The organism is Leuconostoc kimchii IMSNU 11154 (assembly GCF_000092505.1).
In the GTDB taxonomy this organism is placed as follows: Bacteria; Bacillota; Bacilli; order Lactobacillales; family Lactobacillaceae; genus Leuconostoc; species Leuconostoc kimchii.
The window spans coordinates 1,942,069-1,967,068 of record NC_014136.1; the positions used below are offsets into that span (position 1 = coordinate 1,942,069).

Consider the following 25,000-nt stretch of genomic DNA (forward strand, 5'->3'; position numbering starts at 1 on the left):
CCAGTCGCCTACAGTAAATCAGAGTAAGTTATGACAGTAATTAACGGGGTTGTATTATATACAAGGCAGTATAAAGATAATGATTTGCTAGTTCGTATACTCACAGAAACAGGTGGGCTACGAACTTTTTTGGCTCGGGGAGCGAAACGACCAAAATCTCATTTATCTGCTGCTACACAGCCTTATACATTAGTCATATTTGAGGGTGCCTTTCCAAAAAGAAATCAAGGACTCGGTTACATTAATGATATACAACATATCACTAACTATCCTCGACTGATGGATGATATTGAAGCAAACGCTTATGCGGCACTTATTGTTAGCTTGCTCGATGAAATATTTGAAGAGGGAGATCCTTTGACACGTTGGTATAATCAATTAGTGTTGGCCCTGCAAAAATTAAATGAGGGGCTGGATCCGCAAATCATTGCTAATATCTTTGAAATTCAGTTACTTGTACCATTAGGTGTAGCCCCAAATTGGCGAGTTGACCCGATTAGTGGCCAATCAGATGGTCGTTTTGACTATTCAGAAAAATATAATGGTATTATTTCAGAAGCGCATTATGAGCTAGACGATCATCGATTAATGTTAGATCAAAAAACAATGTTTTATTTGCGGCAATTTAGTGTGATTGATCTCAGGCAAATTAATCAAATTAGTGTTTCAAATACTACTAAGCGTGGCTTGCAACGGGTGATTGATTACATTTATGAGAGACAAGTTGGTTTAAAGCCACGCGCAAAAACATTTATTGAACAAATGCACTTGTGGCAAAATACTTTAAAACAAACGCGTCAAAAAAAAGAGGGGACATCATGACAATAAAAAAAATACTTGTATTGCACACAGGTGGCACTATTTCCATGCATGAGGATGAAGACGGGGATGTTGAAACAGGGATTGAAAATCCGTTAACAGGCGCAAAAATGTCGCTCTCAGATGTGGACTTAACCGTTGAAAATATTTTTAATTTGCCGAGTGAGCATATCGGACCAACACATATGTTAGCGCTTCAGCACAGAATTTTGGCTGCGGGCAATGATTTTGATGGCGTTGTTATTACACATGGTACAGACACACTTGAAGAAACATCTTTTTTTCTTGACAGTACGCTATCTGTTGATTTTCCAATTGTGATCACGGGTGCGATGCGCTCTTCCAACGAGTTGGGTTCTGATGGCTTATACAATTATCAATCTGCTTTACGTGTGGCAACAGATAACAGTTCACGTCGACGAGGTGTGCTAATTGTCATGAATGATGAAATTCATGCTGCACGTTTTGTAACAAAAACACATACGACTAATGTCGCAACCTTTGGCTCACCAATTAGCGGTACTATGGGTATTTTGACCAAGCGACAAATTATCTATTTTTATGATTTGCCAAAACGTCGTGTCTTATCAGTTGAACATGTTAATAAAAGTATTCCTGTTTTAAAAGCATATGCCGGAATGGACGGGCAATTATTAGAATTACTTGCTGCTTCAAATATTGATGGGATTGTCATTGAAGCACTTGGTGCCGGTAACCTATCAAAAGAAGCGGCAAATGGCGTTATTTACCTTTTGTCGCGTCATATACCCGTTGTTATTGTATCGAGAAGCTTTAATGGTGTCGCAGAGCCAGTTTATGATTATTTAGGTGGCGGCGTACAATTAGAAAAAGCGGGCGCGATTTTTGCAACTAGCATTAACGGTCAAAAAGCACGATTAAAGCTACTTGTTGGATTGGATAACCAATTAAGTAATAAAGATTTACGAGATTACTTGCACCAAGTATGAGGCATTTCCTATGTATTCTGAAGTGACTGCATCAGGTACCATAACAATAAAACATAAAAGCCATGAGACTTCAGTGTCTCATGGCTTTTATGCTTCAAAAATATTGTCGTAAATAGCTTTAACAGCACGATCTGCTAAATCTGGTTGAATACCAAGCATGATTGAGATTTCACTCGCGCCTTGGTTAACCATTTGTAGACTAATATGATTTTCTTTCAATGGGGTGACGATGTCTGTAAGCGCACCAATACGATTACGCATGCCCTCACCAACAACCATAATAATACCATAGCTAGGTAACCATTTTAAAATATCGGGTTTGATGTCTGATGCAATATCAGCAAGCATACCGTCTACTTGCTCTTGCGATAAGCGTGTCTTATCAAATATAATAGTTAAATCATCAATTCCGGAGGGCATATGTTCATAAGAGACATTATGTCGCTTGAGTATCTCTAATATGCGTAATGTAAATCCGACCTCTTTGTTTAACAGATAGCGATGCAAATATAATGCTGAAAAACGATTTGAGTTAGCAATACCTGTTACAGGCCGTGTTTGTTGTACCTCTGTTGGTGGGACGATAAAAGTACCAGGCGCATCAGGATCATTAGTATTTTTGATGTTAATACGAATACCACCTTGAATAGCAGGAATGATAGCCTCATCATGGAAAACAGCAAAGCCAGCATAGGATAATTCACGCATTTCATCGTAAGTCATTTGTTCTATGGCTGCGGGGTGTTCAATAATGGTCGGGTTAACGGCATAAATAGCACTAACATCAGTGAAATTTTCATATAAATCGGCACTTAGCCCGCGAGCCATGATTGCCCCTGTGATATCTGAACCACCGCGTGAAAATGTCGCCATATCACCGTTTTGAGTATAACCAAAAAAGCCAGGGATGATGAGACGTTCGCTAGTTGTTAAATCAAGTTGAGCAATTGTTGTGTAAGACTTGGTATTGAATGTGGCTGATCGTGCTTGATCGTCGACTAGCAGACCAATCTCTTTAGGGTCTACAAAACGAGCAGGGACGCCGAGATGACTAAATACCTTAGCAACAAGTTGTGCATTTAAATACTCGCCATGCGCTGCAAATGCGGCGTAAAGAAAGTCAAATGAGCGATAGTGCTTTTTAGAGAGGTGATCAATTTGTTCATCTATATCAGCTAATTCATAGGCAGGTAAATCAAAATATTTGCCTATGGCATGATAACGGTTTTTGATTGTTTCAATGATATCAGTTGTATCAGTATCCTCAACGGTTGCTTTTGCATAGGCCAGGAGTAAATCAGTGACCTTTGTGTCATCTTTAAAGCGCTTTCCAGGAGCAGAGACGACAATGACTTTACGGTCTGAGTCTGATTGAATAATGTCAAAAACACGTTGTAATTGACGGCCATCAGCTAATGATGAGCCGCCAAACTTTGAAACTTTCATAGTTCTTCTTCTTTCGTAATTGTTAATCCATTGGTATCTTGTTCTAATCGGTACAGATTGCCCGGTAGATTGGCTGCAGTCAACGCGGTTAGCAAAGTAGTCGCCCGATTTTTGGGCACAATGGTAATCACTGTTGGTCCTGCACCAGACAAATAAGTACCAGTGATACCGAGTTGATGAGCAATTTGGCGAATAACAGCTAATTGTGGTACGAGTGCAGATCGAGCTAATTCATGAAATTGATCTTGTTCAATTAATGAACTGGCAGTATCAAAATGATCTGCGTTTAGCGCAGCAATCAGTGTATTGCTAATCGCACTTGCCGCAACACTTTGCTTAAAGGGGAGTGTCGCAGGCAGCGCTGTCCGCGCTTCAGAGGTTAACAATTCGTAATTTGGAATAAATGTCACAAAATCAACATTTTTCGGTATCTTCAATGGTGCATGGTAAACCTTTGAACCATCATAATAGGCTGATACACCGCCACCAAATAGAGCAGGAGCGACATTATCTGGATGACCCTCTAATCTTGTGGCGAACGATAATAGGGCATCATCAGATAATTCCAAGTGATTGATGACGTTCGCCATGGCTAACCCTGCTAAGAGTGCAGAGGAAGACGAACCCAAGCCTCGTGCCAAAGGGATGTCAGATTTTACAATGATGTGATGCGGTGTCAATTGAGGTGCTAATAGTAGTGCTTTTTGAACGATAAAATGATTTTCATCGTGTGGCATGTCATCATTAAAATCATGATCAACGATCCAGTGGGATGTTTTTTCGTGAATTTCTAGTGTGAGATAGAGTTGTAACGCCACACCAAGGGAATCAAAACCAGGGCCAATATTAGCACTAGTTGCAGGAACTTTAATGACTATCATGAGAATATTTTGTACTCCGCAGCTAAATTAATACCATCCGCATTACGAATAGTTGTTCGAATAACGTTCAATTGTGCATCACTTGAAGGGTGGGTTAGGGCAACTAAGCGGGCAGTGCCATTAGCAGCTGGTGTTTGTTTAAGATCTGTGAAACTAATTTTGGCGGCAGCAAACATCCCGGTAACTGAGTACATAGCACCAGGTGTGTCATCAACTTCGATGACAATAAAGCGACGCGCAACGCGTTGCGAAGGTTTAGCTAAATTGAGGTCTTGATTAAAAGAATTAAATGGGTTGCCTGGCGTATTGAGGGCCAAATCAGTGGCAACATTTGTTAAATCACTCAACACAGAATTAGCGGTCGGCATTTCACCAGCGCCAGGGCCATACAACATTACCTCGCCAACAGATTCACCATTGACCAAGACAGCATTATTTTCGTTATGAACGGTGGCTAAGGGATGAGTAAAAGGGACCAAATGTGGTGCCACTTCAATGCTAATAGCCTCTTTAGTATCACCAACGCGTTGCGCGACACCTAGCAATTTCACAGCATAGCCTAAAGCATTAGCATCTGCGATATCTTTGTCTGTTAAGTTTGAAATACCAGTAATTGCCAAATCACTTAACACGGGTTGAACGCCAAAAGCGAAGTTTGATAAAATAATGAGTTTAAAAGCAGCATCAAACCCCTCAACATCGTTCGTTGGATCCGCTTCAGCAAAACCTTTGTCTTGAGCTAATGCTAAGGCATCACTATAGGATAAATTATTAGTAGCCATTTGCGTTAAGATGAAGTTACTCGTGCCATTAATAATACCAGCTACGCGTGAAATTTCATCAGCAGTAAAACTAGTAGACAGTGTTCGTAATATAGGAATACCACCAGCAACGGCAGCTTCAAAGAACAAATCAACACCATTTTCTTTAGCAATAGCCACAAGTTCTTGACCACGGCTAGCAATTAAATCCTTATTAGCAGTAACCACATGTTTTTTAGAATTGAGGGCTTGCTTAATAATATCGTATGCTTGATCTAAGGTCCCCATAACTTCGACAACGATTTGAATATCGGGATTATCTAATATGTCTGTTGGTTGATCCGTAATGGGAAAGTTTTGGACAAATCCTGTCCGTGACTTGTTTAAGTTATGTACGACAGCATGTTTCACAATGAGATGTGATCCAGTACGCTTGGTAATTTGTTCTGCGTTTTCTTGTAAAATTTTGACGACACCACGGCCGACCGTTCCTAAGCCAAAAAGGCCAATTCCAATATCCATAATCCGTTCCTTAATCAGTTATTCTTATAATTCTATCATTTTTATTCATAAAATTGTAGTTATTTGTTATAATTTAATAAATAAACAAAAGGAAGAAACATAGCATGAACTATATTTCAACACGTGGTCAAGCACCAGCAGTTACAGCCAGCCAAGCTATTTTAAATGGTATCGCACCAGACGGTGGTCTGTATGTACCTGAAGATTGGCCTGACATAAAGCTTGATTGGGCAGTACTAAAAAAGCAAACTTATTCAGATATTGCGACCCAAATTTTTGATGCATTTTTTGATGATTTCAGTGTTGCTGAAATTGATCATGTGGTCACCAAGGCTTATGGCAAACAGTGGGATACAACAAACATTGTATCGACTCATCAAGAGGCAGACCTGACATATATGGAATTGTTTCATGGGCCAACGCTCGCCTTCAAGGATATTGCTTTACAGGCATTGCCACATTTACTAACAACTGCTGCAAAAAAGCAGGGCACGCGTGATAAAATTATTATTCTAACTGCTACTTCTGGTGATACAGGGACTGCTGCGATGAGCGGTTTTGGAAATGTTGAGCAGACAGAGATTGTTGTTTTCTATCCGGAAGTTGGTGTCAGTGATATTCAACGGCAACAGATGAAAACTGAATCTGCTGATAATGCTCATGTTATTGCCATTACAGGTAACTTTGATGATGCTCAAAAAGCGGTTAAATCATTATTATCTGATCAGAGATTAGTACATGACTTACAGACTAATCAGATGCAGTTTTCATCGGCTAATTCGATTAATATTGGCCGTTTAGTGCCTCAAATTGTCTATTATATTTACACGTACGCGCAATTAGTTAAAAATAATAATATTAAACCTGGTGATGCCATTAATATTGTTGTACCAACTGGTAATTTTGGTAATATCTTAGCAGCCTACTATGCGAATCAGATAGGTCTACCTGTCAAGCAGTTTGTGGTCGCATCAAATGAAAATAATGTCCTAACAGACTTCTTTAAAACTGGTAAATATGATCGTCAGCGTGCTTTTAAAGTTACAAACGCACCAGCCATGGATATTCTTGTGTCTAGTAATTTAGAGCGCTTATTATATTTTGCTAGTGGTAAAAATAGTGAAGAAATCAGAAACTACATGCGTGATTTGTCTGAAAAAGGCGAATATACGTTAAATTCTGCTACACGTCAGAATTTGTCTCAGTTTGTTTCAGGATTTGCGACGCAAACACAAGTGTCTGAAACAATTAAAGCGGTTGCAAGGGCGACACAATATACGATTGATCCACATACAGCGGTTGCACGATATGTTTATGGTAAACAAGAAATTGCAGGGCCAACACTCCTTGCTGCTACTGCTAGCCCTTATAAATTTCCACAAACTGTATTGCAGGCCTTAGGAATAACACCGCAAGCTGATTTTGAAGCTTTAAAACAATTAGCACAAGCTACTAATACTGATATACCGTCACCGGTGATGGACTTGTTTGCTAAACCAGTTCGTCATAAACAAGTCATTGCTGCTAAAGAAATTCTAGCAACTTTACGACACGAAATACTTTAAAACCGAACAAACAGATATATTGTGTTAAATAATTCGGTACTTTCTAGATTAGTTGGTGAAAAATCATCCTCCTATACGTTATAATTAACCTATTAACGTATAGGAGAACATTATGTCATTTAAAGAACGCGACCCCGAAGTTTGGAGTGCTATTCAACAAGAAGGCGCCCGTCAAAACCGAACGATCGAACTCATTGCTTCAGAAAACTTTACTTCGAAAAGTGTCCGTGCGGCACAAGGCTCTGTTTTAACAAATAAGTATGCTGAGGGTTATCCCTACAAGCGTTATTATGGTGGTACGGAATACGTTGATGTTGTCGAACAATTGGCTATTGATCGACTTAAGACACTTTTTGGTGCAGAATACGCTAATGTACAGCCACATTCTGGTTCACAGGCTAATGCTGCTGCCTACATGGCTTTCTTACAACCTGGGGATCGCATCTTAGGGATGAACTTGGATGCTGGTGGTCATTTGACACATGGTGCTAAGGTATCGTTTTCTGGTAAAATGTATGATTCATATACCTATGGTTTGGATTCAGAAACAGAACGTCTTGATTATGATGCAATTGCTGCACAAGCGCGTGAAATAAAGCCACAAATGATTGTTGCTGGGGCATCTGCGTATTCTCGGACAATTGACTTCACAAAGTTCCGTGCTATTGCTGACGAAGTAGGTGCTTACTTGATGGTTGATATGGCACATATTGCCGGTCTTGTTGCTGCAGGGTTGCATCCTAATCCAGTTGGCATCGCTGATGTGGTAACGTCAACGACCCACAAAACATTACGCGGACCAAGAGGTGGCGTGATTTTATCGCAAGAAAAGTATGCTAAAAAGATTAATTCAGCTATTTTCCCTGGCACACAAGGCGGACCATTAGAGCATGTTATAGCAGGTAAGGCGATTGCATTTGGTGAAGCCCTACAACCAGAGTTTAAGACATATGCTGCACAAGTCATTAAAAATGCACAAGCGATGGCAGCTGTTTTCAATCAGACAGATGACATTCGTGTTGTTGCTGGTGGTACAGACAATCATTTATTTAACTTGGATTTGACAAAGACCGGTTTGAACGGTAAACAAACACAAGAATTGTTAGACACGGTATCAATTACAACGAATAAGGAAGCACTGCCAAATGAAACATTGAGTCCCTTTGTGACTTCAGGTATTCGCATTGGAACGCCTGCAATCACAACACGTGGATTTAATGAGGACGATGCACGTCAAGTAGCTAATTTAATTGTTACAGCGATTCACAATTATGATGATGCCAAAGTACTAAAGACAGTTAAAAAAGAGGTAGAAATTTTAGCTATGACACATCTATTTGAGTAACTAGTGAAAGTCGACATGAGTCGACTTTTTTTGTATTACGGCATTAAGGAGTAAAAATGCAAGATAAGCAAATAATTCGTGATAATCAAAAAAAACGATTGGCCCAATATATGGGTGTGGATCGAAAAACAGAAGAAGCAGCACTACATCATTTGTTATTTCGTTCAGTACAGTGGCAGAATGCACAAGTAGTTGCTGTGGTATTAAGCACGCCAACGGAACTAAATACGCAACCTATTATTCAACGTGCGTGGTTAGAAAATAAACGAACGGTTGTGCCAAAAATTATTGATAAACATATGTTTTTTGTTGAAATAACCGAACAATCCGAGTTTTATTTAGGACCTATGTCCATTCGAGAACCGCTAAGTAGTGAGATATTTGATACTGATGCCATCGATTTAGTTATTGTACCTGGTTTAGCTTTTTCAATGGATGGCAAACGTTTAGGCTACGGTGCAGGCTATTATGACCGTTTTTTGGCACACTATGACGGCCAGTCAATCGCACTAGCATTAGGGGTACAATTAATCGATTGGTTTCCTGTTGAGCCGCATGATCAATTAGTTGATGTCATACTAAACGTGAATGCAGCGAAGATAGGTGACTATTGGGTAAACTATTTAACCCAATGGCACTTAGCATTGGACACGCCTTTGCCTGCATCAGGTCAGTTTGGTACAGTAGATGTAGCGGATGAATTAGCAGGGTTAATTATTTCAGGTACAAAAACAGCTACTGCAAGTTGGGCAGAAGGCTACGCACTAGATAATGAACCGATACCAAAAGTTGGTGATTTTTTTATTGTACTAGACAAACAAAGGTTACCAGTTGCAATCATTCAAACAACACAGGTAGTCATTGAAAAATTTAATCTTGTAGACGAACGCCATGCTTATCTTGAAGGCGAGGGCGATCGAACGCTTGATTATTGGCGACGTGTGCATACGCAGTTTTGGCAGCATGAATTAGCGCAGTATAATTATCAACTAGACGATGATACAGAAATTGTATTGGAACGGTTTGAACGTGTATTTTAGCACAAAAAATCAGCAACACTTTGATCAAAGTGTTGCTGATTTTTAGATGAATTTAATCAACAAGTGGCAAAATATTGACAATAGCAATGCGATCACTATCGTCATTCTTTAGACGAGCAATAATGTCGTTATATCGCTTTTCAGATAAGGGCTCTTTTTTATCAAATTCAAGAATTTTATTGTCAATGTGATTGCTTGTACTAGGATATTGCTCAATCCGGTATATAATTAACAGTTTTTTATAGGCGAAAGGCTGAACAATCATTCCATCTAAGTGGTCTTCAACCTGTTCAGTTGTTTGATTGGCAATGCTTTCTTCAAAGTCTTGCTTTGTTTTTTTTAATATTGACATTATTTCATCTCCGTATTTTGTTTAAAATAGGTTGCTAACCCCTGCACAGTTAGCTGAGCTACTTGCTGTTGGTACTTTGTTGTTCGGATGAGTTTAAAATTAGAAGGATTATTGATATAACCTAATTCTAATAATGTTGCAGGACGGGTGACCTTATCTAAGACGACATATTGTGCATCATCCATACCACGATTGTTGATCGGTAAATGATTCAGTGATGTATTAAGCGCTTGAGTAAGTGCTTTACCATTTTTGTGGTAATAGTATTGAGATATACCACTGGCTTCTGTTGTGCCATTTTCATTGCCAGCATGGTCAAAATGAATTGATATTTGGGCATCAGCTTGGTACTTTTCTGCTAGACGTGGAATATGAAGTAAAGGGATTAATACATCTTTATCTCGGGTCATGAGCACCCGGGCACCAGTTTTTTGAAGTGCGGTTCTCATATGTCTAGCGGTGCGTAAAGTATACGTTTTCTCAAAAAATTTACCATTCGCTGATGAGGAACCATTATCACCAGATAGGCCATCATATTTTTTACTAGGGACACCACCATGACCAGGGTCTAATACAATGGTTGCTTCACTAATCGGTGTTGCAGTGCGTAACGTTTTTGATTCAGCAACCCAACCCGCAACCCAACCGATTTGTTCATTATCAGTGCGTCTAACTTTATACCAGCCACGTGTTTTTGACATGATAATAAGATTTGTTCCGCGTTTGAGTGAAGCAGTTGCCGAATATTGTCGGCCAGGGCCACTTCGAAGTTGTACCTGGTTGGGGTATGTTGTAATCTTATTTTTATTGGCAAGAGAGTAAACTAACAGAAATGTGGTGGTTAAGATAGAAACAGTCATGATAACACCAATTAAATTACGTAATAACCACTTTTTAATCATCTTTTACCTGCTCATGCAAATTTTATATACAAATAATTGTAACATATTTTGCTGGACATCAAGTGTCCTTTACAGTCAAAAAATGTTACAATAATGCTATGACATATCAAATTATTGTATGTTACGAATAGATATAATAAAGGTAAAAAGGTAGACGCAATGTCAAAAATAATGGCAGTAAACGCCGGCAGCTCATCACTTAAATTTCAATTGTTGGAAATGCCTGAAGAAATGGTATTGATGCAAGGTATTATTGAACGCATTGGACAAGATAATGCTGAAATTTCGATCAAATATGGTAAAGATATTGAACCAAAACGCTTGATAGGCGCTGAAGAAGGCCATATTACATTAACCAAAAATGGTGGTCAAAAATTCGAACATGAGATGGCAATTAAAGACCATGATCAGGCTATTGATGTCTTGTTACAAAAGTTAACTGACCTCGGTATTGTAAAGGACTTCAATGAAATTACAGGTGTTGGCCATCGTGTTGTTGCTGGTGGTGAATGGTTTAACCATTCTGTTGTCGTTAATGATGACGTCTTAACAAAAATTGATCGCTTGGCTGATTACGCACCGCTACATAACCCAGCAAATGCTATGGGAATTCGTGCCTTCCAAAAGCTGCTACCTGACGCGTTGTCTGTAGCAGTATTTGACACATCTTTCCACCAAACGATGCCTGAAAAAAACTATCTATATAGCATTCCCTATGAATATTATGCACGTTATGGTGCGCGTAAGTATGGTGCACATGGGACATCACATCGTTATGTTACTGAACGTGCAGCGAAAAAGTTAGATATTCCACTTGACGAATTCAATGCCATTTCATTTCATTTAGGTGCGGGTGCTTCAATTACTGCAATTAAGAATGGTAAATCGTACGACACATCAATGGGCTTCACACCGTTAGCTGGTTTGACTATGGCAACACGTTCAGGGGATGTTGATCCTTCATTAGTGTATTACATTCAAGAGCGTGAAGGTCTATCAAACGAAGAAATGTTGTCTGTCTTGAATAAAAAGTCTGGGTTACTAGGTATTTCTACTATTTCAAGTGATATGCGTGATTTGGAAGAAGTACAAGAAACTAATACCCATGCTAAGTTGGCACTTGATATGTTTTATGATCGTGTTATCCGTTATGCTGGGCAATATTTTGCGGAACTTGGACGTGTTGATGCAGTAATCTTTACAGCGGGTATCGGTGAAAATGATGCTGTGACACGTGCTAAGGTTTTGGAATCATTGGCATTTGCTGGTGTTAAACTAGATGCTGAAGCTAACAATGTACGTGGTAAAGAAGCTATTTTGACGACCGATGATTCAAGTGTTACTGGCTTGCTCATTCCAACTAATGAAGAGTTAATGATTGCTCGTGACGTTGAAGCTTTGCGTTAAAAAATTGATACTAAAAAGGCGTTGAACGATTGACAAGGTTTAAAACCCGATAATCGCTATCAACGCCTTTTTATGTTTTACATACGATAGAAAACGGTATTATGAAATCGTTTTGAGTTGTCCGCGGGCATCATCAAGTATGGTATAACCTTTTTCTGTCAGAATGTCAGCTAATTCTTTTTCAAGTCGCTCAAACACACCAATACCTTCAATAGCTAATTGAGAACCAACTTCAACTAAATCTGCACCACAAAGAATATGTTCATAGACATCGCGTCCTGTAGTGACGCCACCAGTACCAATAATCTTTATTGATGAATTTAATCGTTGACGTAGCGCACGAACGTTGGCTAAAGCAGTTGCCTTAACTAATGGCCCACCGACACCGCCAAATCCTGATTTTGGTTTGATGACAACTGTATCAGTATCCTCGTCAATGACTAAGCCATTACCAATCGAATTAATAGTGTTCACAAAGGCCAGTGGAAACTTGTTTAAAATATTAGCTATCATATCAAAATGAGCAATATCAAAATACGGTGGTAATTTAACACCTAATGGTTTGGTGAAGAAAGTAAACACTTCAGATAGTATTTGTTCTGTGGTTTCAAAATCATAAGCAGTTTGTGGCTTACCTGGCACATTAGGACATGAAAGGTTTAATTCAACAAGACCATTAAACTTAGAGTCTTGTAACTGATGTAACATGTCCAGATTATCTTGTTTAGATAATCCTGCAACAGAAAAGAAGATGGGCTTGGTTGTTTGTTTTTCGGACACATACGACATATAATAATCAAAGCCAGCGTTAGGCAAACCCATTGAATTAATCGTTCCCAAATGATTAGGAATCTCGTAATAACGTGGTTCAGGGTTACCTGCCCTTAGCGCTGGTGTGGCAGACTTTGTGACAACTGCACCTGTATAATCAGAAGCTAGAACAGTATCAAGTTCAGTAGTTGTCTGGCACATGACGCCAGCTGCATTGAGTAAAATGTGGTCAAAATGATAATTTTGGATGTTAGCAGTAAGTTGCATATGAATGTCTCCTGTGACGACTACAAGTGCTAGTGAAATATTGATCTAAGTATAACAAAAATTTAGAAAGATAAAAAGGATAAATGTTAGGTATAATGATAATATGAAACAATTTAGAGTAGACAACTTAAAAAGTACGTATGGCGAAAAAGTGTTATTTAACGATATTTCATTTTTAATTACATCTGGTGATCGTATTGGCCTCATTGGTGTCAATGGGTCAGGGAAAACATCGTTACTCAATGCTATATCGGGTGTGAATCCTTCAGATTCGGGACAAGTGACAAAGCAAAATGATTATACGATTGGTTATCTCACACAGAACCCGATATTAGACGACAATGCCTTAGTGATGGATGCAATATTGTCAGGTGAACAGCCGGTTTTTAAAACAATTAGGCACTATCAATATGCTTTGGAACAGTTTGGTAAACAGCCAACAGATGTTAAAGTTGCTCAAAATTTTGAAGATGCCCAAAACGCAATGGATAGGAATGACGCGTGGACAACAGAGGCGCAAATCAAATCGATCTTAACGCAACTGCATATGCCTGAACTGCAACGCAAAGTCAGTGAATTATCTGGTGGTCAACGAAAGCGCGTAGGTTTAGCACAAGTCTTAATCGAAGCACCGGATCTCCTCATTTTAGATGAGCCTACGAACCATTTAGATTTTGATTCAATTGTCTGGTTAGAAAAATATCTGGCCAGCTACAAGGGCGCTGTTATGGTTGTTACTCATGATCGTTACTTTTTGGATGCTGTCACAACACGGATTTTTGAATTGTCATTTGGCGATCTTTATGAATACAAAGGTAATTATCAAGATTATATGATTGGAAAATCACAGCGTGTTGAACAAAGTAAAGTAGCTGAACACAAGCAACAACAATTATATAAACAAGAATTAGCTTGGATGCACAAATCTGCCCGTGCACGTACAACGAAACAAACAGCTCGTGAAAATGCATTTTCTGAACTAGAAGCACAAATGGGAACTTTAAAACTTGATGATGATGTTGCCGTTAATTTGGGTCAACAGCGTTTGGGTAAAAAGGTTATTGTCGTTGAACATGCGGGTGTGAAATTTGATGATAAGGTGTTGTTTAACGATTTTAATTTACGCGTAGCTGGTGGTGATCGGATTGGTATTACAGGTGAAAACGGTGCAGGTAAATCAACATTTTTGAATGTCATTGCTGGCAAAATACCTTTGACAAGCGGTGTCATTGAATTAGGTGAAACAGTCAAAATGGCTTATTATACGCAGGTCACCGAAGAAATTCCAGATGATAAGCGTGTGATTGCCTATTTAACAGATGTTGCGGGTTCAGTGACTGATAAGGATGGTAATCAGGTGAGTGTGTCTGAACTACTTGAACAATTCTTATTTCCGCCATTTATGCATGGCACATTGATTCGTAAATTATCAGGTGGTGAAAAGCGACGATTATATTTACTTAAACTCTTGTTACAACAACCAAATGTTTTGTTGTTAGATGAGCCAACCAACGATTTAGATATTGGGACATTAACCGTACTGGAAGACTTTTTATCAAGTTTCTCAGGTGCTGTGATCACAGTATCACACGATCGTTATTTCCTGGATAAAGTGGCTAACCAATTGTATATGTTCCAAGGAAATGGTATTGTGGAACGCTATGATGGCTTGTTCAGTGACTATTTAGCGACACATCTTGATACCAAACCGACATTAATCGAAAAAACAATCATTGAAAAACCACAACCAATAACAACACAGAAGAAGAAGTTGACTTATAGTGAGAAAAAAGAATGGGCAACGATCGAAGACGATATTGCACAGCTTGAAACACGATTGGGAGAAATTCCTAATGATATGCTTAAAAACGGCACAGATTATGTCAAATTAGGCGAACTACAAAAAGAAACTGAGGCTTTGGAACAGCAATTGGACGAAAAAATGGTACGCTGGGAATACTTGAGTGAAATCGTGGACAATTAATGTCATTGTGTTTCGGATTAAAGTGTTGTGACATCGAGGATGTTTCTTCGTATGATGGTTTGAGGAAAAAAATATGAACTTAAACCAGCAATTGTTAGCGATTCACTTGACACAAGGCATTGGCACAGCCACAACTTCATACATTATCAAATTGATTAATGAGGACGTGACACCAACGGTTTATCCTTGGTCATTAGACTTTCTATTAAAAATCGCCAAACCAACCTATCATAATCGTATCCGTGCGAGTTATGCGGGTGCTTTACGACAAGCACAAGCTGTTAATGCGTCGTATATCACATTTTTTGATGCGGTGTATCCTCAACGTTTGCGTGAAATATTTGAGCCACCAATGATTTTATTTTATGCTGGTCGATTGGATGCACTTAAGTTACCTAGTCTATCCGTTGTTGGTACGCGGCAGGCGACTTCATATGGCATGTCGACTTTACGACATATGTTACCAGACGTGATCAATGCCGGCGTTGCTATCGTGTCAGGCTTAGCTCAGGGGATAGATGTGATGTCGCATCAAATAACATTTGCGCATCAGGGGGTGCCCATTGCAGTCATTGGTACAGGAATCGATATTTTCTACCCTAGACGAAATGAGTCACTTCAAAAGCAAATTGCATTACAAGGCTTAGTATTAAGTGAATATATGCCTGGAACTGGTCCTCAGCGGTCGCATTTTCCAGCGCGTAATCGTATTATTGCGGGGCTATCTTCAGCAACTTTAGTGGTCGAAGCAAAAAATAAATCGGGTAGCTTGATCACCGCTAATATTGCGTTACAAAATAACCGTGAAGTATTAGCTGTGCCTGGTTCGATTTTTTCAGAAACTTCTCGTGGCACAAATGAATTACTCAGTCTTGGTGCAAAATTAGTGACGCAACCACGAGATATACAGGATAGTGTCCAATTACTTGATACGATTTAAAAATATCGGGTGTGGTAGTCACTATTTTTTAAAATTAGGGAGCCAAATAAAGTTAGGTTTAACTTTATTTGGTTTTTTGTTGTTTATCAATCCATTTTAAGAAATAGGATTGTTTTTTATGAGATGTAAGTGTAAAATATGTTGTAGGGAATGTAAACGCTTACATTCGTGATCTAAATATCAGTGTACACTGACATGAAAGCAAGAGGAAAAGTGAATGAAAAATCTCATTTTGGTAAGCCATGGCCAATTTTCAGAGGGTTTGAGAGATGCTCTCAGTATGTTTATCGGCGATGATATAGCAACTGTTAAAGCTATTGGATTTCAATCTGATGAAGATATTGGCCAGTTTGAAACGCGTGTTAAAAAGTTAGTCGCTAGTTTTGATGTTGATGCCTCGTTAATTGTTTTGGCTGACATTATTGGTGGTAGTCCGTTAACGGCTGTCACGAATATTTTAAATCAACAGGATAAATTGACAAACACTGTGATTCTAGGTGGCATGAATTTCCCGATGGCACTCAATGCAGCTATCCTAAAAGACAGTTTGGATCAAGACGCATTCGTAACAGCTATTTTGAACGAAGCAACAACGGCAGTAAAAAAGTTTGAAATAGCTAATGAATCAGACGATGATGAGGAAATTTGAAAGGAATAAAAACTTATGAGTATTTCATTTGTACGTATCGATGACAGAATTATACACGGTCAAACTGTGACCCGTTGGGCGAAAGAATATCCTTGTGATGGTTTGATCGCAGTGAATGATGCTGCTGCAAACAACCCTATTTTAAAGGATGCTTTTAAAAGTGCTTCTGAAAAGAAAACTTTTGTATGGACATTGGCACATTTTAAAGAAAAGGCACAACAAGTTTTAGATTCTGATCGCCAATACTTTTTAATCACTAAGACACCACAGGATATGAAAACAATTCTTGTTGACTATGGATTTGTCCCAAGTGAGATTAAAAAAGTCATTGTCGGACCGGCTAATGATCGACCTAACGCCATTAAACTTGGCAATAACCAATCAATTTTACCCGAAGAAGCAACTGCTTTTGAAGCCATTCAAAAACAGGGATATCAAGTCAAGTTTCAGCTTTTACCTGATGTTTCAATTGGTTATTGGGATGATTTCAAAGGTAAATTTGATTTGTAAACTAACATAAAAGGGGTTAGGGAAATGACAATTAGTTGGATACAAGCAAGTATTCTAGGTATTTTTGCCAGTTTGTCTTCTATGCCAGGTATGGCAGGGTCTACGATTGGTAATTACACGTTAGGGCGACCATTAGTCGGTGGTTTGGTGTGTGGTATTGTATTAGGTGATATGAAAACAGGTATTGCTGCCGGTGTTGCCATGCAGTTGGTCTATATCGCCTTAGTAACGCCAGGTGGTACAGTTTCTGCGGATTTAAGGGCCGTGTCTTATATCGGTATTCCGTTAGCCATGGTTGCTATTCATGCACAAGGACTTTCAGCAACGTCAGCAAATGCTGCTGACTTAGCCAAGTCAATGGGTACCTTGGTTGGTACTGTTGGTACTGTATTGTTTTACGGAACAGCAACGATGAACCTTGTATGGCAGCATATGGGTTGGCGTGCAGTTGAAAAAGGTGATTTTAAAAAACTGTATGCGGTTGACTGGGGTTATCCTTGGATTTCACATCTATTCTTCTCTTTCATACCAACCGTGCTGATGACGCATTTTGGTTCAAGTGCCGTTCAAGCGCTTAAAACAGCGTTACCAATGGATGGCATTCCAATGAAAACCTTATTCACAGTAGGTGCTTTACTACCCTGTGTCGGAATTGCTATTTTACTTAAGCAAATAGTAGAAGGACCACTTGACTTTATACCATTCTTTGTGGGATTTACCTTCGCGGCATCATTGAAACTTAATTTAGTTTCTGTAACAGTTGTATCGTTAATTTTTGCCATGATTTTTTACAAGTTGGATATGGCAATCAGCACTAATAAGCAACCAGTGGCTAGCGCTTCAGGTGGTACAGTGATTGATGATGACGAGGAAGAAGAGGATATTTAAGATGGCTAATACAGAAAAGAAAGTACTTTCTCGTAAGACGCTAAATCGATCTTTTCATCACTGGTTTTACGGTCATTTAACAGCATTTTCTCAAGAGCATATGCAAACGTTTGGGTACTTAACTTCAATGTTACCTATTGTTGAGGAACTGTATGATAATAAAGAAGACCAAGAAAAAGCAATGAAAACCTATACAGCGTTCTTTAATACAGAACCACAGTTAGGAACAATTATTGTTGGAATCACTGCTAGTTTGGAAGAAGCCAGAGCTAATCAAGTTAACAGTGGTAGCAGTGGAGATGTTGATGATACAACGATTAACGGATTACGTGCAGGTTTGATGGGGCCTATTGCTGGTATTGGCGATTCGTTGGTTGTCGGAACATTAATTCCTGTTATTCTGGGTATAGCCTTGGGTATGTCTGATGGTGGTTCACCGTTGGGCGCAATATTTTATATTATCGTTTGGAACCTAATTGGTTACTTTGGTATGCGTTTTGCCTACTTCAAAGGTTATGAGTTGGGTGATAAAGCAGTTGGTATTTTAATTGGCGCACAAGGTAAAGCCGTTCGAAAAGCAATTGCCACAGTGGGTGGTATGGTTGTTGGAGGCGTTGCGGCTACTTGGGTTACGGTGAAGACGTCGTTTAGATTAACAAATTCATCAGGTAAAGCTTACTTGGTATTACAAGATAAGTTAGATTCAGTTTATCCAGGACTATTGACTGCTGCTTTCATTGTTGCTTGCTGGTGGTTAATGGCTAAAAAGAATATTTCACCAATTAAAGTCATGTTGATTTTGGTTGTTGTTGCTCTAATCGGTGTGTTAGTAGGATTCTTTAACCCAGGATTAACTTATTAAGTCATGAGGGGTGTGATATGATAACAGATGCCAAAAGTATGTCACAAGGTTACAAAGATGAAATTGTGTTTCAAGAAAACATGTTACGTAATTTGCAGCATTGGCAATCTTTTTTCTCATTGTTAGTTGGTATTGGCGTGTTAATGACCTATTTTCTGAGACATCAAAGTCTTTGGATAGTTATCACTAGCGTGGGGGTAAGTGTTGTTAGTGCTATCCTAATGTTAATCGTAGGTTATGCAATTTATAAAGGTAGAAAAAATGTGACTAAAGTGATCGATAATTACGAAAAAGTGATGAAAGAAATTGTTGAATAACGTCAGAAATTTAATGATTTGTCAGATAAAAGGCGTCAACTAGGATTTAATCTAGTTAACGCTTTTTTAGTGATCGTCAATACAACGTCAGACAGTTGGTACGACCTTATCTTCAAGATAATAGTTGATAGTATTTTATTGTATGATCAAATAGTTTTTGAAGTTGAGTCATATGAAGCGACCTAACAATATTATAGGCTTCATGAATTGTGGTTTTGTTATTTTCAAATAGGCCACGTAAAAATAATAGCCAAGTTTGGAAAGTCATGTCTTGTTCAAAGTGGTCAATAAAATCCAATCGTAAGAACAGTGATTGAGTGATAGTCGTTTTTTGTTGTAACATAGTTGATTCTAAAAACGCGATTAGAGTAGGTGCTACCATATTGCTCGCTGCTGTTGATAATTTGTTGTTGAGGTATTGATTTAAAATATCATTAATATAGGGCTTTAATTTTTCAACGTTTATCATATTGTGTACAAAAAAAAACAAACAAAGATCATAGTATTGCCAATTATCAATAGCAAAAAAATAATCTATGAGTTCACGCTGTATTAATTCGCTTGCCAATGCATAGTCCAAACGATATAAGGTCGATTTAGCCATTAGAGCAAAATGTCTTCGTGTCAAATTATCTGGCTGTTCGATGGTCTTGTCTTGAGCTACATCATAAATATGTTGTAATGCAACTTTATCTTGTTTGACATACGCCTGCTCTAAAGCTGATTTTATTAAGTCTAAATTGTTTTTTTTTCCCAAATGTCGCTTCGAAGTACTCTTCAATGGGTATGTTTAAAATTTGACAAATTTCTTGTAAATTGTAATCAGTTGGGGAACTTTGATTATTCTCTATTCGGGAGATCATCGATTGGGAACCAATTAAATGACCTAATTCTTTTTGAGAAATGCCTCTCGATTTCCTAATTTTTTTAATGATTTCATCGTTTTTTATCATAGTAAATTTCTCCGGGTCATAATATTCATTTTTGAATATTATGAAGTTGTGTATTTTATTAGTGTATATTGAAAGGGTTGTTGATGTCAATAAGCATTTATTGAGAGTGACAATTAACGAAAAAATGACTATTTTTGGAGAAAAATAACATGAAGAATGAAAAAACAACATGCCGTAAGAAGCTTTATAAGTCGGGTAAATTATGGGTTGCCGCTGGTATTTTGAGCTTTGGGTTAGCAGTACAACAGCAAGTATACGCCGATACAACACATGGTGAATCGACTACTCAGGTTGTAGCAGCAACAAACGTTGATACATCTGTTTCAGATACGCCTACCGTGACAGATGCAGGTGCAAAAGATGCCACCACAAGTCATGATAACGTTATCGTACATGACGATCAAGCAGCGAATAGCACACAAACAAATAATCAGAATCAGGAAACTAATCATGCTGATGCGGTGACAGCGCCAACGGATGTGGCCCAAACAGATTCTACTGCCCAAGTTGCTCCTATAGCAAGCACGAATAGCGATGACACACAAGTTGATGTGACGACAGGCACCGTGAACGATGTCAATAATAACCAACCTGACGCTGATAAAGGCGCAAGTGATCAAAAAAGCTCTGATGTCAATCATGCTGACACGCAAACTAACGTTAATAAAGATGCTAGCGTTAGCAACACTAACAATACGGATAAAGACGTTAACACCCAAATTGCTTCTGACAAAGACGCAGGGAATCAAACAGATCCTACCCAAGATACGAATGAACAGCGCACGACAGATAAAAAAAATGATGACAATCAGGATATAACTGATACAACAACTAATAATCCGTCGGCCAAAAATGATAAACGTGACACAAACACACCTGAACCAATACAATACAGTTCAAAAAATATTCAAACAGTTAATGGTCAAACAGTTTATGTTGATGATAATGGTCAAATTAAGAAAAATTTTACTGCAATTGTAGATGGTCATGTTCTATATTTTGATAAAGATAATGGTTTTTTAGTCCCAACTGATGATTATAAATTTAAACAAGGGCTAACAAGTCAAAATGATAATTTTTCCCAACATAACGCTGTTCATGACGATACGGCAGACAGCTTTACTGACATTGATGGTTATTTAACCGCAGATAGTTGGTATCGACCAACTGACATACTCACGGATGGTAAAAATTGGACACCTTCAACGGACAACGATTTTCGACCACTATTGATGAGTTGGTGGCCAGACAAAGTCACACAAGTTAATTATTTGAACTATATGAAAAATGCTGGTTTGAGTCAACATTCAGTTGATTTTACTGACGAAGATGACCAAAGTGATTTGAACAAGGCAGCACACGATATTCAAGCTAATATTGAACAAAAAATAAGTCAAGATCAACAAACTGATTGGTTAAAACAGACAATATCTAATTTTGTTGATAGCCAACCAAATTGGAATATCGCTAGTGAGTACCAAACAACTGGTGATGACAAGGATCACTTACAAGGTGGCGCTTTACTATATGTTAATAGTGATAAAACACCTGATGCAAATTCTGATTACCGTCTTTTGAATAGGACCCCAACTAATCAAAAAGGTTATTATTCTTATTCAGAAGATCCAACGCAAGGTGGTTATGATTTCTTATTAGCCAATGATGTTGATAATTCTAATCCTGTTGTTCAAGCTGAACAACTTAATTGGTTATACTATTTGTTGAACTTTGGTTCAATTACTAATCAGGATGCCGATGCTAATTTTGATAGCATTCGTGTGGATGCTGTTGATAACGTTGATGCTGATTTATTACAAATTCAGTCTGACTATATGAAGGCAGCCTATGGGGTCGATAAGGATGACGCGACTGCGAATCAACATCTATCTATTTTAGAAGACTGGAGTGATAACGACGCTCAGTATGTCAAAGACCATGGTGATAATCAGTTGTCAATGGATAATAAACTCAGATTGTCTTTGAAATATTCTTTGACAATGCCGGTTACTGATCAAGATGGGCATGCCGTTCGTAGTGGATTAGAGCCGCTCATAACAAATAGTTTAGTGAATCGGACAGTGGATGATACGGATAATACTGCGAGACCAAACTATTCCTTTGTAAGGGCACATGATAGTGAAGTTCAGACGGTTATTGCTGAAATTATTAAACAAAAAATCAATCCTAATTCAGATGGCTTGACACCAACACAAGACGAGTTAACACAAGCATTTAAGATTTATAATGCTGATCAGTTGAAAACGGATAAAGAATTTACACAATTCAACATACCAAGCACTTATGCTTTGTTGTTAACCAATAAGGACACGGTACCGCGTGTTTATTATGGTGACCTTTTCACTGATGATGGTCAATATATGGCGAACAAATCGCCTTATTATGATGCGATTAATACATTGCTACAATCACGTTTGAAGTATGTAGCTGGTGGACAGACGATGGCAATGCACTATGTTACTGGCGATTCATCGATGGCCGCAGATTCTAATCATGGTGTACTCACATCTGTACGTTATGGTAAGGGGGCTATGTCAGCGACCGATGAAGGTACAAGTGAAACACGTACGCAGGGGTTGGCAGTTATTGAGGCGAACAATCCTGATTTGAAACTAAGCCAGTCAGACCAAATTGTTGTTACAATGGGTGCTGCTCACAAAAATCAAGCTTATCGCCCAATATTATTGACGACCAAAGATGGCCTGGTTACTGAAATTAATCAGTCAGATACGGATTTGTCAAAAATCAAATATACGAACGGCGATGGACAATTAATTTTTGATGCTTCAGAAATTCAAGGCGTTGCTAATCCACAAGTTTCAGGATATTTGGCAGTTTGGGCACCGGTTGATGCACAGGACACGCAAGATGCAAGAACAGCAGACAGCGAGCTTACGTCAATTAATAATGGTCAAACATTGCATTCGAATGCTGCATTAGATTCTCAAGTTATTTATGAAAGTTTTTCTAACTTTCAATCATTCCCAACCAATGCAGACGAATATACAAATACAATTATCGCTAAAAATACACAACTCTACAAGGACTGGGGTATTACGAGTTTTGAATTTGCACCACAGTACCGATCAAGTACAGAGGGTAGTTTCTTAGATTCGATTATTCAAAATGGCTACGCATTTACTGATCGTTATGATCTTGGATTTAACATACCAACAAAGTATGGCACAGTCGACGAATTACGCGATGCAATTAAATCTTTGCACGCATCAGGCATCAAAGCGATGGCTGACTGGGTGCCGGATCAAATTTATAACCTAACAGGTCAGCAAGTGGTTACGGCAGAACGTGTCAATAATTCAGGTGTTTATAATAATAATTCAGTGATTAATAAAACACTTTATGCGGCAAAAACTGTGGGTGGGGGCGATTATCAAAAACAATATGGTGGTGCTTTTCTTGATACCATCAAATCGCAATATCCTTCGTTGTTTACCACCAATCAAATTTCTACTGGGGTACCAATGGATCCAAGTGAAAAAATTCAGGAATGGTCTGCAAAATACTTCAATGGTAGTAACATCCAAGGACGAGGTGCTTACTATGTTTTGAAGGATTGGGCAACTAACGACTACTTTAAGGTTGCCTCAGGAGATAAAAATGCCTTTTTGCCAAAACAATTGGTGAATCAAACATCAAATACAGGATTTGTTTCGGATGACAAGGGAATGACCTATTTTTCAACGAGTGGTTATCAAGCGAAAGATACCTTTATTCAAGATAAAAATTCAAATTGGTATTATTTTGATAAGAATGGCTACATGACTTATTCTTTCCAGAAAATCAATGGCGCAACCTACTACTTCTTGCCAAATGGTGTTGAGTTGCAAGATGCCTATTTGACTGATGCTGATGGGAACACGTATTACTTTAATCAACAAGGTAAACAAGCAGCTGGTGATTATTTCATGGACAGTCAGAAGCAATGGCGCTATTTTGACAAAAATGGTGTGATGGCAAATAAAGGGTTAACAACGATTAAAATAGACCAACAAACACATGTTCAATACTTCAACAGTGACGGCATTCAAGTCAAGGGGCAACTAGTTACAAGTGCTGATGGGCAATTGCGCTACTTCTCTGCTGATTCTGGTGATATGTTGACTGATCAATTTAAGCAGTTAGAGGACAACTCATGGGTTTACTTTGGTTCAAACGGTGTTGCTGTCAAGGGTCAAAGGACTATTCAAGGACAAAAGCTGTATTTCGACGATAACTACCGTCAAATCAAAGGACATGAGTATGTTGACAATCAAGGGCGAATTACTTATTATGATGCTGATTCAGGTGAGATGATTGTTAATCGCTTTGAGAAGCTATCTAATGGTGATTGGGCATACTTTGGTGCAAATGGTCGTGCTGTCAAGGGAAGTCAAGCAATCAAAGGTCAGAAGCTTTATTTCGATGATCAATATAATCAGATTAAGGGGCATGAGTACGTTGATAATCAAGGACGGACAACTTATTATGATGCTGATTCTGGCGAAATGATTGTTAATCGCTTTGAAAAGCTGACAGATGGTTCATGGTTTTACTTTGGTGCAAATGGTCGTGCTGTTAAGGGTAATCAAACAATTAATGGTCAAAATTTGTTTTTTGATGACAATTATCACCAAATCAAAGGACAGGCGGTGACTGATAAGCAGGGCAAAACGCGTTATTATGACGCAGATTCAGGAGAGATGGTAACAGATCGCTTTGAAAGATTGTCAGATGGCTCATGGCAGTATTTCGGTGTTGACGGCGTGATGAAAATGGCTTAACAAATTTCAATTAAAAAGTGTTCTATCGTAACTTCATCAATCGTTGCGATAG

General features: G+C 38.5%; 22 protein-coding genes. 14 read left to right on the forward strand and 8 right to left on the reverse strand.

Annotation, left to right across the window (positions count from 1 at the left end):
* Positions 1–30: 30 nt before the first annotated feature.
* Both recO and LKI_RS10325 read left to right on the forward strand, forming a co-directional pair.
* Entirely contained in the window at positions 31–822 is a 792-nt protein-coding gene (gene recO, locus LKI_RS10320; protein ID WP_013104101.1) for a DNA repair protein RecO, read from the forward strand.
* Entirely contained in the window at positions 819–1,787 is a 969-nt protein-coding gene (locus tag LKI_RS10325; protein ID WP_013104102.1) for an asparaginase, read from the forward strand. The genes recO and LKI_RS10325 overlap by 4 nt, the downstream gene beginning before the upstream one ends.
* 87 nt (positions 1,788–1,874) lie before the next feature.
* On the opposite strand, the gene LKI_RS10330 is transcribed toward LKI_RS10325, so the two are convergent.
* Genes LKI_RS10330 through LKI_RS10340 form a run of 3 tightly spaced genes read right to left on the reverse strand, consistent with a single transcriptional unit; the run spans position 1,875 to position 5,397 of the window.
* A complete protein-coding gene (locus LKI_RS10330) occupies positions 1,875–3,233 on the reverse strand; it encodes an aspartate kinase (protein WP_013104103.1) in 1,359 nt (452 codons plus the stop codon).
* Positions 3,230–4,114: a homoserine kinase gene (gene thrB, locus LKI_RS10335; RefSeq protein ID WP_013104104.1), complete on the reverse strand. Its 885-nt coding sequence runs from the start codon at positions 4,112–4,114 to the stop codon at positions 3,230–3,232. Before thrB ends, LKI_RS10330 begins: the two co-directional genes overlap by 4 nt.
* The gene (locus tag LKI_RS10340) at positions 4,111–5,397 is read right to left on the reverse strand and encodes a homoserine dehydrogenase (protein ID WP_013104105.1); all 1,287 of its coding nucleotides are present in this window, start codon (positions 5,395–5,397) and stop codon (positions 4,111–4,113) included. The genes thrB and LKI_RS10340 overlap by 4 nt, the downstream gene beginning before the upstream one ends.
* Before the next feature lie 104 nt (positions 5,398–5,501).
* Here LKI_RS10340 and thrC point away from each other — a divergent pair, with 104 nt between their 5' ends.
* The 3 genes from thrC to LKI_RS10355 all read left to right on the forward strand — a co-directional run bounded on the left by thrC (position 5,502) and on the right by LKI_RS10355 (position 9,347).
* On the forward strand, positions 5,502–6,962 hold the full coding sequence (gene thrC, locus LKI_RS10345; RefSeq protein WP_013104106.1) for a threonine synthase: 1,461 nt from the start codon (positions 5,502–5,504) through the stop codon (positions 6,960–6,962).
* A 112-nt stretch (positions 6,963–7,074) separates the two neighbouring features.
* A complete protein-coding gene (glyA, locus tag LKI_RS10350) occupies positions 7,075–8,307 on the forward strand; it encodes a serine hydroxymethyltransferase (RefSeq protein WP_013104107.1) in 1,233 nt (410 codons plus the stop codon).
* 56 nt (positions 8,308–8,363) lie between these two features.
* Positions 8,364–9,347, forward strand: a complete 984-nt coding sequence (locus LKI_RS10355; protein WP_013104108.1) for a 5-formyltetrahydrofolate cyclo-ligase — start codon at positions 8,364–8,366, stop codon at positions 9,345–9,347.
* A 52-nt stretch (positions 9,348–9,399) separates the two neighbouring features.
* On the opposite strand, the gene LKI_RS10360 is transcribed toward LKI_RS10355, so the two are convergent.
* Positions 9,400–9,699: a hypothetical protein gene (locus tag LKI_RS10360; protein WP_013104109.1), complete on the reverse strand. Its 300-nt coding sequence runs from the start codon at positions 9,697–9,699 to the stop codon at positions 9,400–9,402.
* On the reverse strand, positions 9,699–10,601 hold the full coding sequence (locus LKI_RS10365; RefSeq protein WP_013104110.1) for an N-acetylmuramoyl-L-alanine amidase family protein: 903 nt from the start codon (positions 10,599–10,601) through the stop codon (positions 9,699–9,701). Before LKI_RS10365 ends, LKI_RS10360 begins: the two co-directional genes overlap by 1 nt.
* A gap of 159 nt (positions 10,602–10,760) precedes the next feature.
* Between LKI_RS10365 and LKI_RS10370 the strand changes: the two genes are divergently transcribed.
* Positions 10,761–12,008: an acetate/propionate family kinase gene (locus tag LKI_RS10370; RefSeq protein WP_013104111.1), complete on the forward strand. Its 1,248-nt coding sequence runs from the start codon at positions 10,761–10,763 to the stop codon at positions 12,006–12,008.
* 99 nt (positions 12,009–12,107) lie between these two features.
* Here the strand turns inward: LKI_RS10370 and LKI_RS10375 are convergent, their stop codons facing one another.
* Entirely contained in the window at positions 12,108–13,046 is a 939-nt protein-coding gene (locus LKI_RS10375) for a dihydroorotate oxidase (RefSeq protein WP_013104112.1), read from the reverse strand.
* Between the two features lie 103 nt (positions 13,047–13,149).
* Here LKI_RS10375 and LKI_RS10380 point away from each other — a divergent pair, with 103 nt between their 5' ends.
* From LKI_RS10380 to LKI_RS10410, 7 genes are all read left to right on the forward strand, one after another.
* A complete protein-coding gene (locus LKI_RS10380; RefSeq protein WP_013104113.1) occupies positions 13,150–15,030 on the forward strand; it encodes an ABC-F family ATP-binding cassette domain-containing protein in 1,881 nt (626 codons plus the stop codon).
* Between the two features lie 73 nt (positions 15,031–15,103).
* Positions 15,104–15,970: a DNA-processing protein DprA gene (gene dprA, locus LKI_RS10385; RefSeq protein WP_013104114.1), complete on the forward strand. Its 867-nt coding sequence runs from the start codon at positions 15,104–15,106 to the stop codon at positions 15,968–15,970.
* A 217-nt stretch (positions 15,971–16,187) separates the two neighbouring features.
* Complete coding sequence (locus tag LKI_RS10390; RefSeq protein ID WP_013104115.1) at positions 16,188–16,619, forward strand: PTS sugar transporter subunit IIA; 432 nt, start codon at positions 16,188–16,190, stop codon at positions 16,617–16,619.
* A 15-nt stretch (positions 16,620–16,634) separates the two neighbouring features.
* A complete protein-coding gene (locus tag LKI_RS10395) occupies positions 16,635–17,129 on the forward strand; it encodes a PTS sugar transporter subunit IIB (protein WP_013104116.1) in 495 nt (164 codons plus the stop codon).
* 24 nt (positions 17,130–17,153) lie between these two features.
* Positions 17,154–18,017 (forward strand): PTS mannose/fructose/sorbose/N-acetylgalactosamine transporter subunit IIC, encoded by an 864-nt coding sequence (locus tag LKI_RS10400; protein ID WP_013104117.1) that lies wholly within the window; start codon positions 17,154–17,156, stop codon positions 18,015–18,017.
* A gap of 1 nt (position 18,018) precedes the next feature.
* A complete protein-coding gene (locus LKI_RS10405) occupies positions 18,019–18,879 on the forward strand; it encodes a PTS system mannose/fructose/sorbose family transporter subunit IID (protein ID WP_013104118.1) in 861 nt (286 codons plus the stop codon).
* A 17-nt stretch (positions 18,880–18,896) separates the two neighbouring features.
* The gene (locus tag LKI_RS10410) at positions 18,897–19,196 is read left to right on the forward strand and encodes a PTS sugar transporter (RefSeq protein WP_013104119.1); all 300 of its coding nucleotides are present in this window, start codon (positions 18,897–18,899) and stop codon (positions 19,194–19,196) included.
* A 112-nt stretch (positions 19,197–19,308) separates the two neighbouring features.
* Here the strand turns inward: LKI_RS10410 and LKI_RS10415 are convergent, their stop codons facing one another.
* Both LKI_RS10415 and LKI_RS11065 read right to left on the reverse strand, forming a co-directional pair.
* Complete coding sequence (locus tag LKI_RS10415) at positions 19,309–19,953, reverse strand: Rgg family transcriptional regulator (RefSeq protein ID WP_013104120.1); 645 nt, start codon at positions 19,951–19,953, stop codon at positions 19,309–19,311.
* Positions 19,886–20,149: a helix-turn-helix domain-containing protein gene (locus LKI_RS11065; RefSeq protein WP_041773547.1), complete on the reverse strand. Its 264-nt coding sequence runs from the start codon at positions 20,147–20,149 to the stop codon at positions 19,886–19,888. The genes LKI_RS10415 and LKI_RS11065 overlap by 68 nt, the downstream gene beginning before the upstream one ends.
* A gap of 149 nt (positions 20,150–20,298) precedes the next feature.
* Here LKI_RS11065 and LKI_RS10425 point away from each other — a divergent pair, with 149 nt between their 5' ends.
* Complete coding sequence (locus tag LKI_RS10425; protein ID WP_013104121.1) at positions 20,299–24,948, forward strand: glycoside hydrolase family 70 protein; 4,650 nt, start codon at positions 20,299–20,301, stop codon at positions 24,946–24,948.
* Positions 24,949–25,000 lie beyond the last annotated feature (52 nt).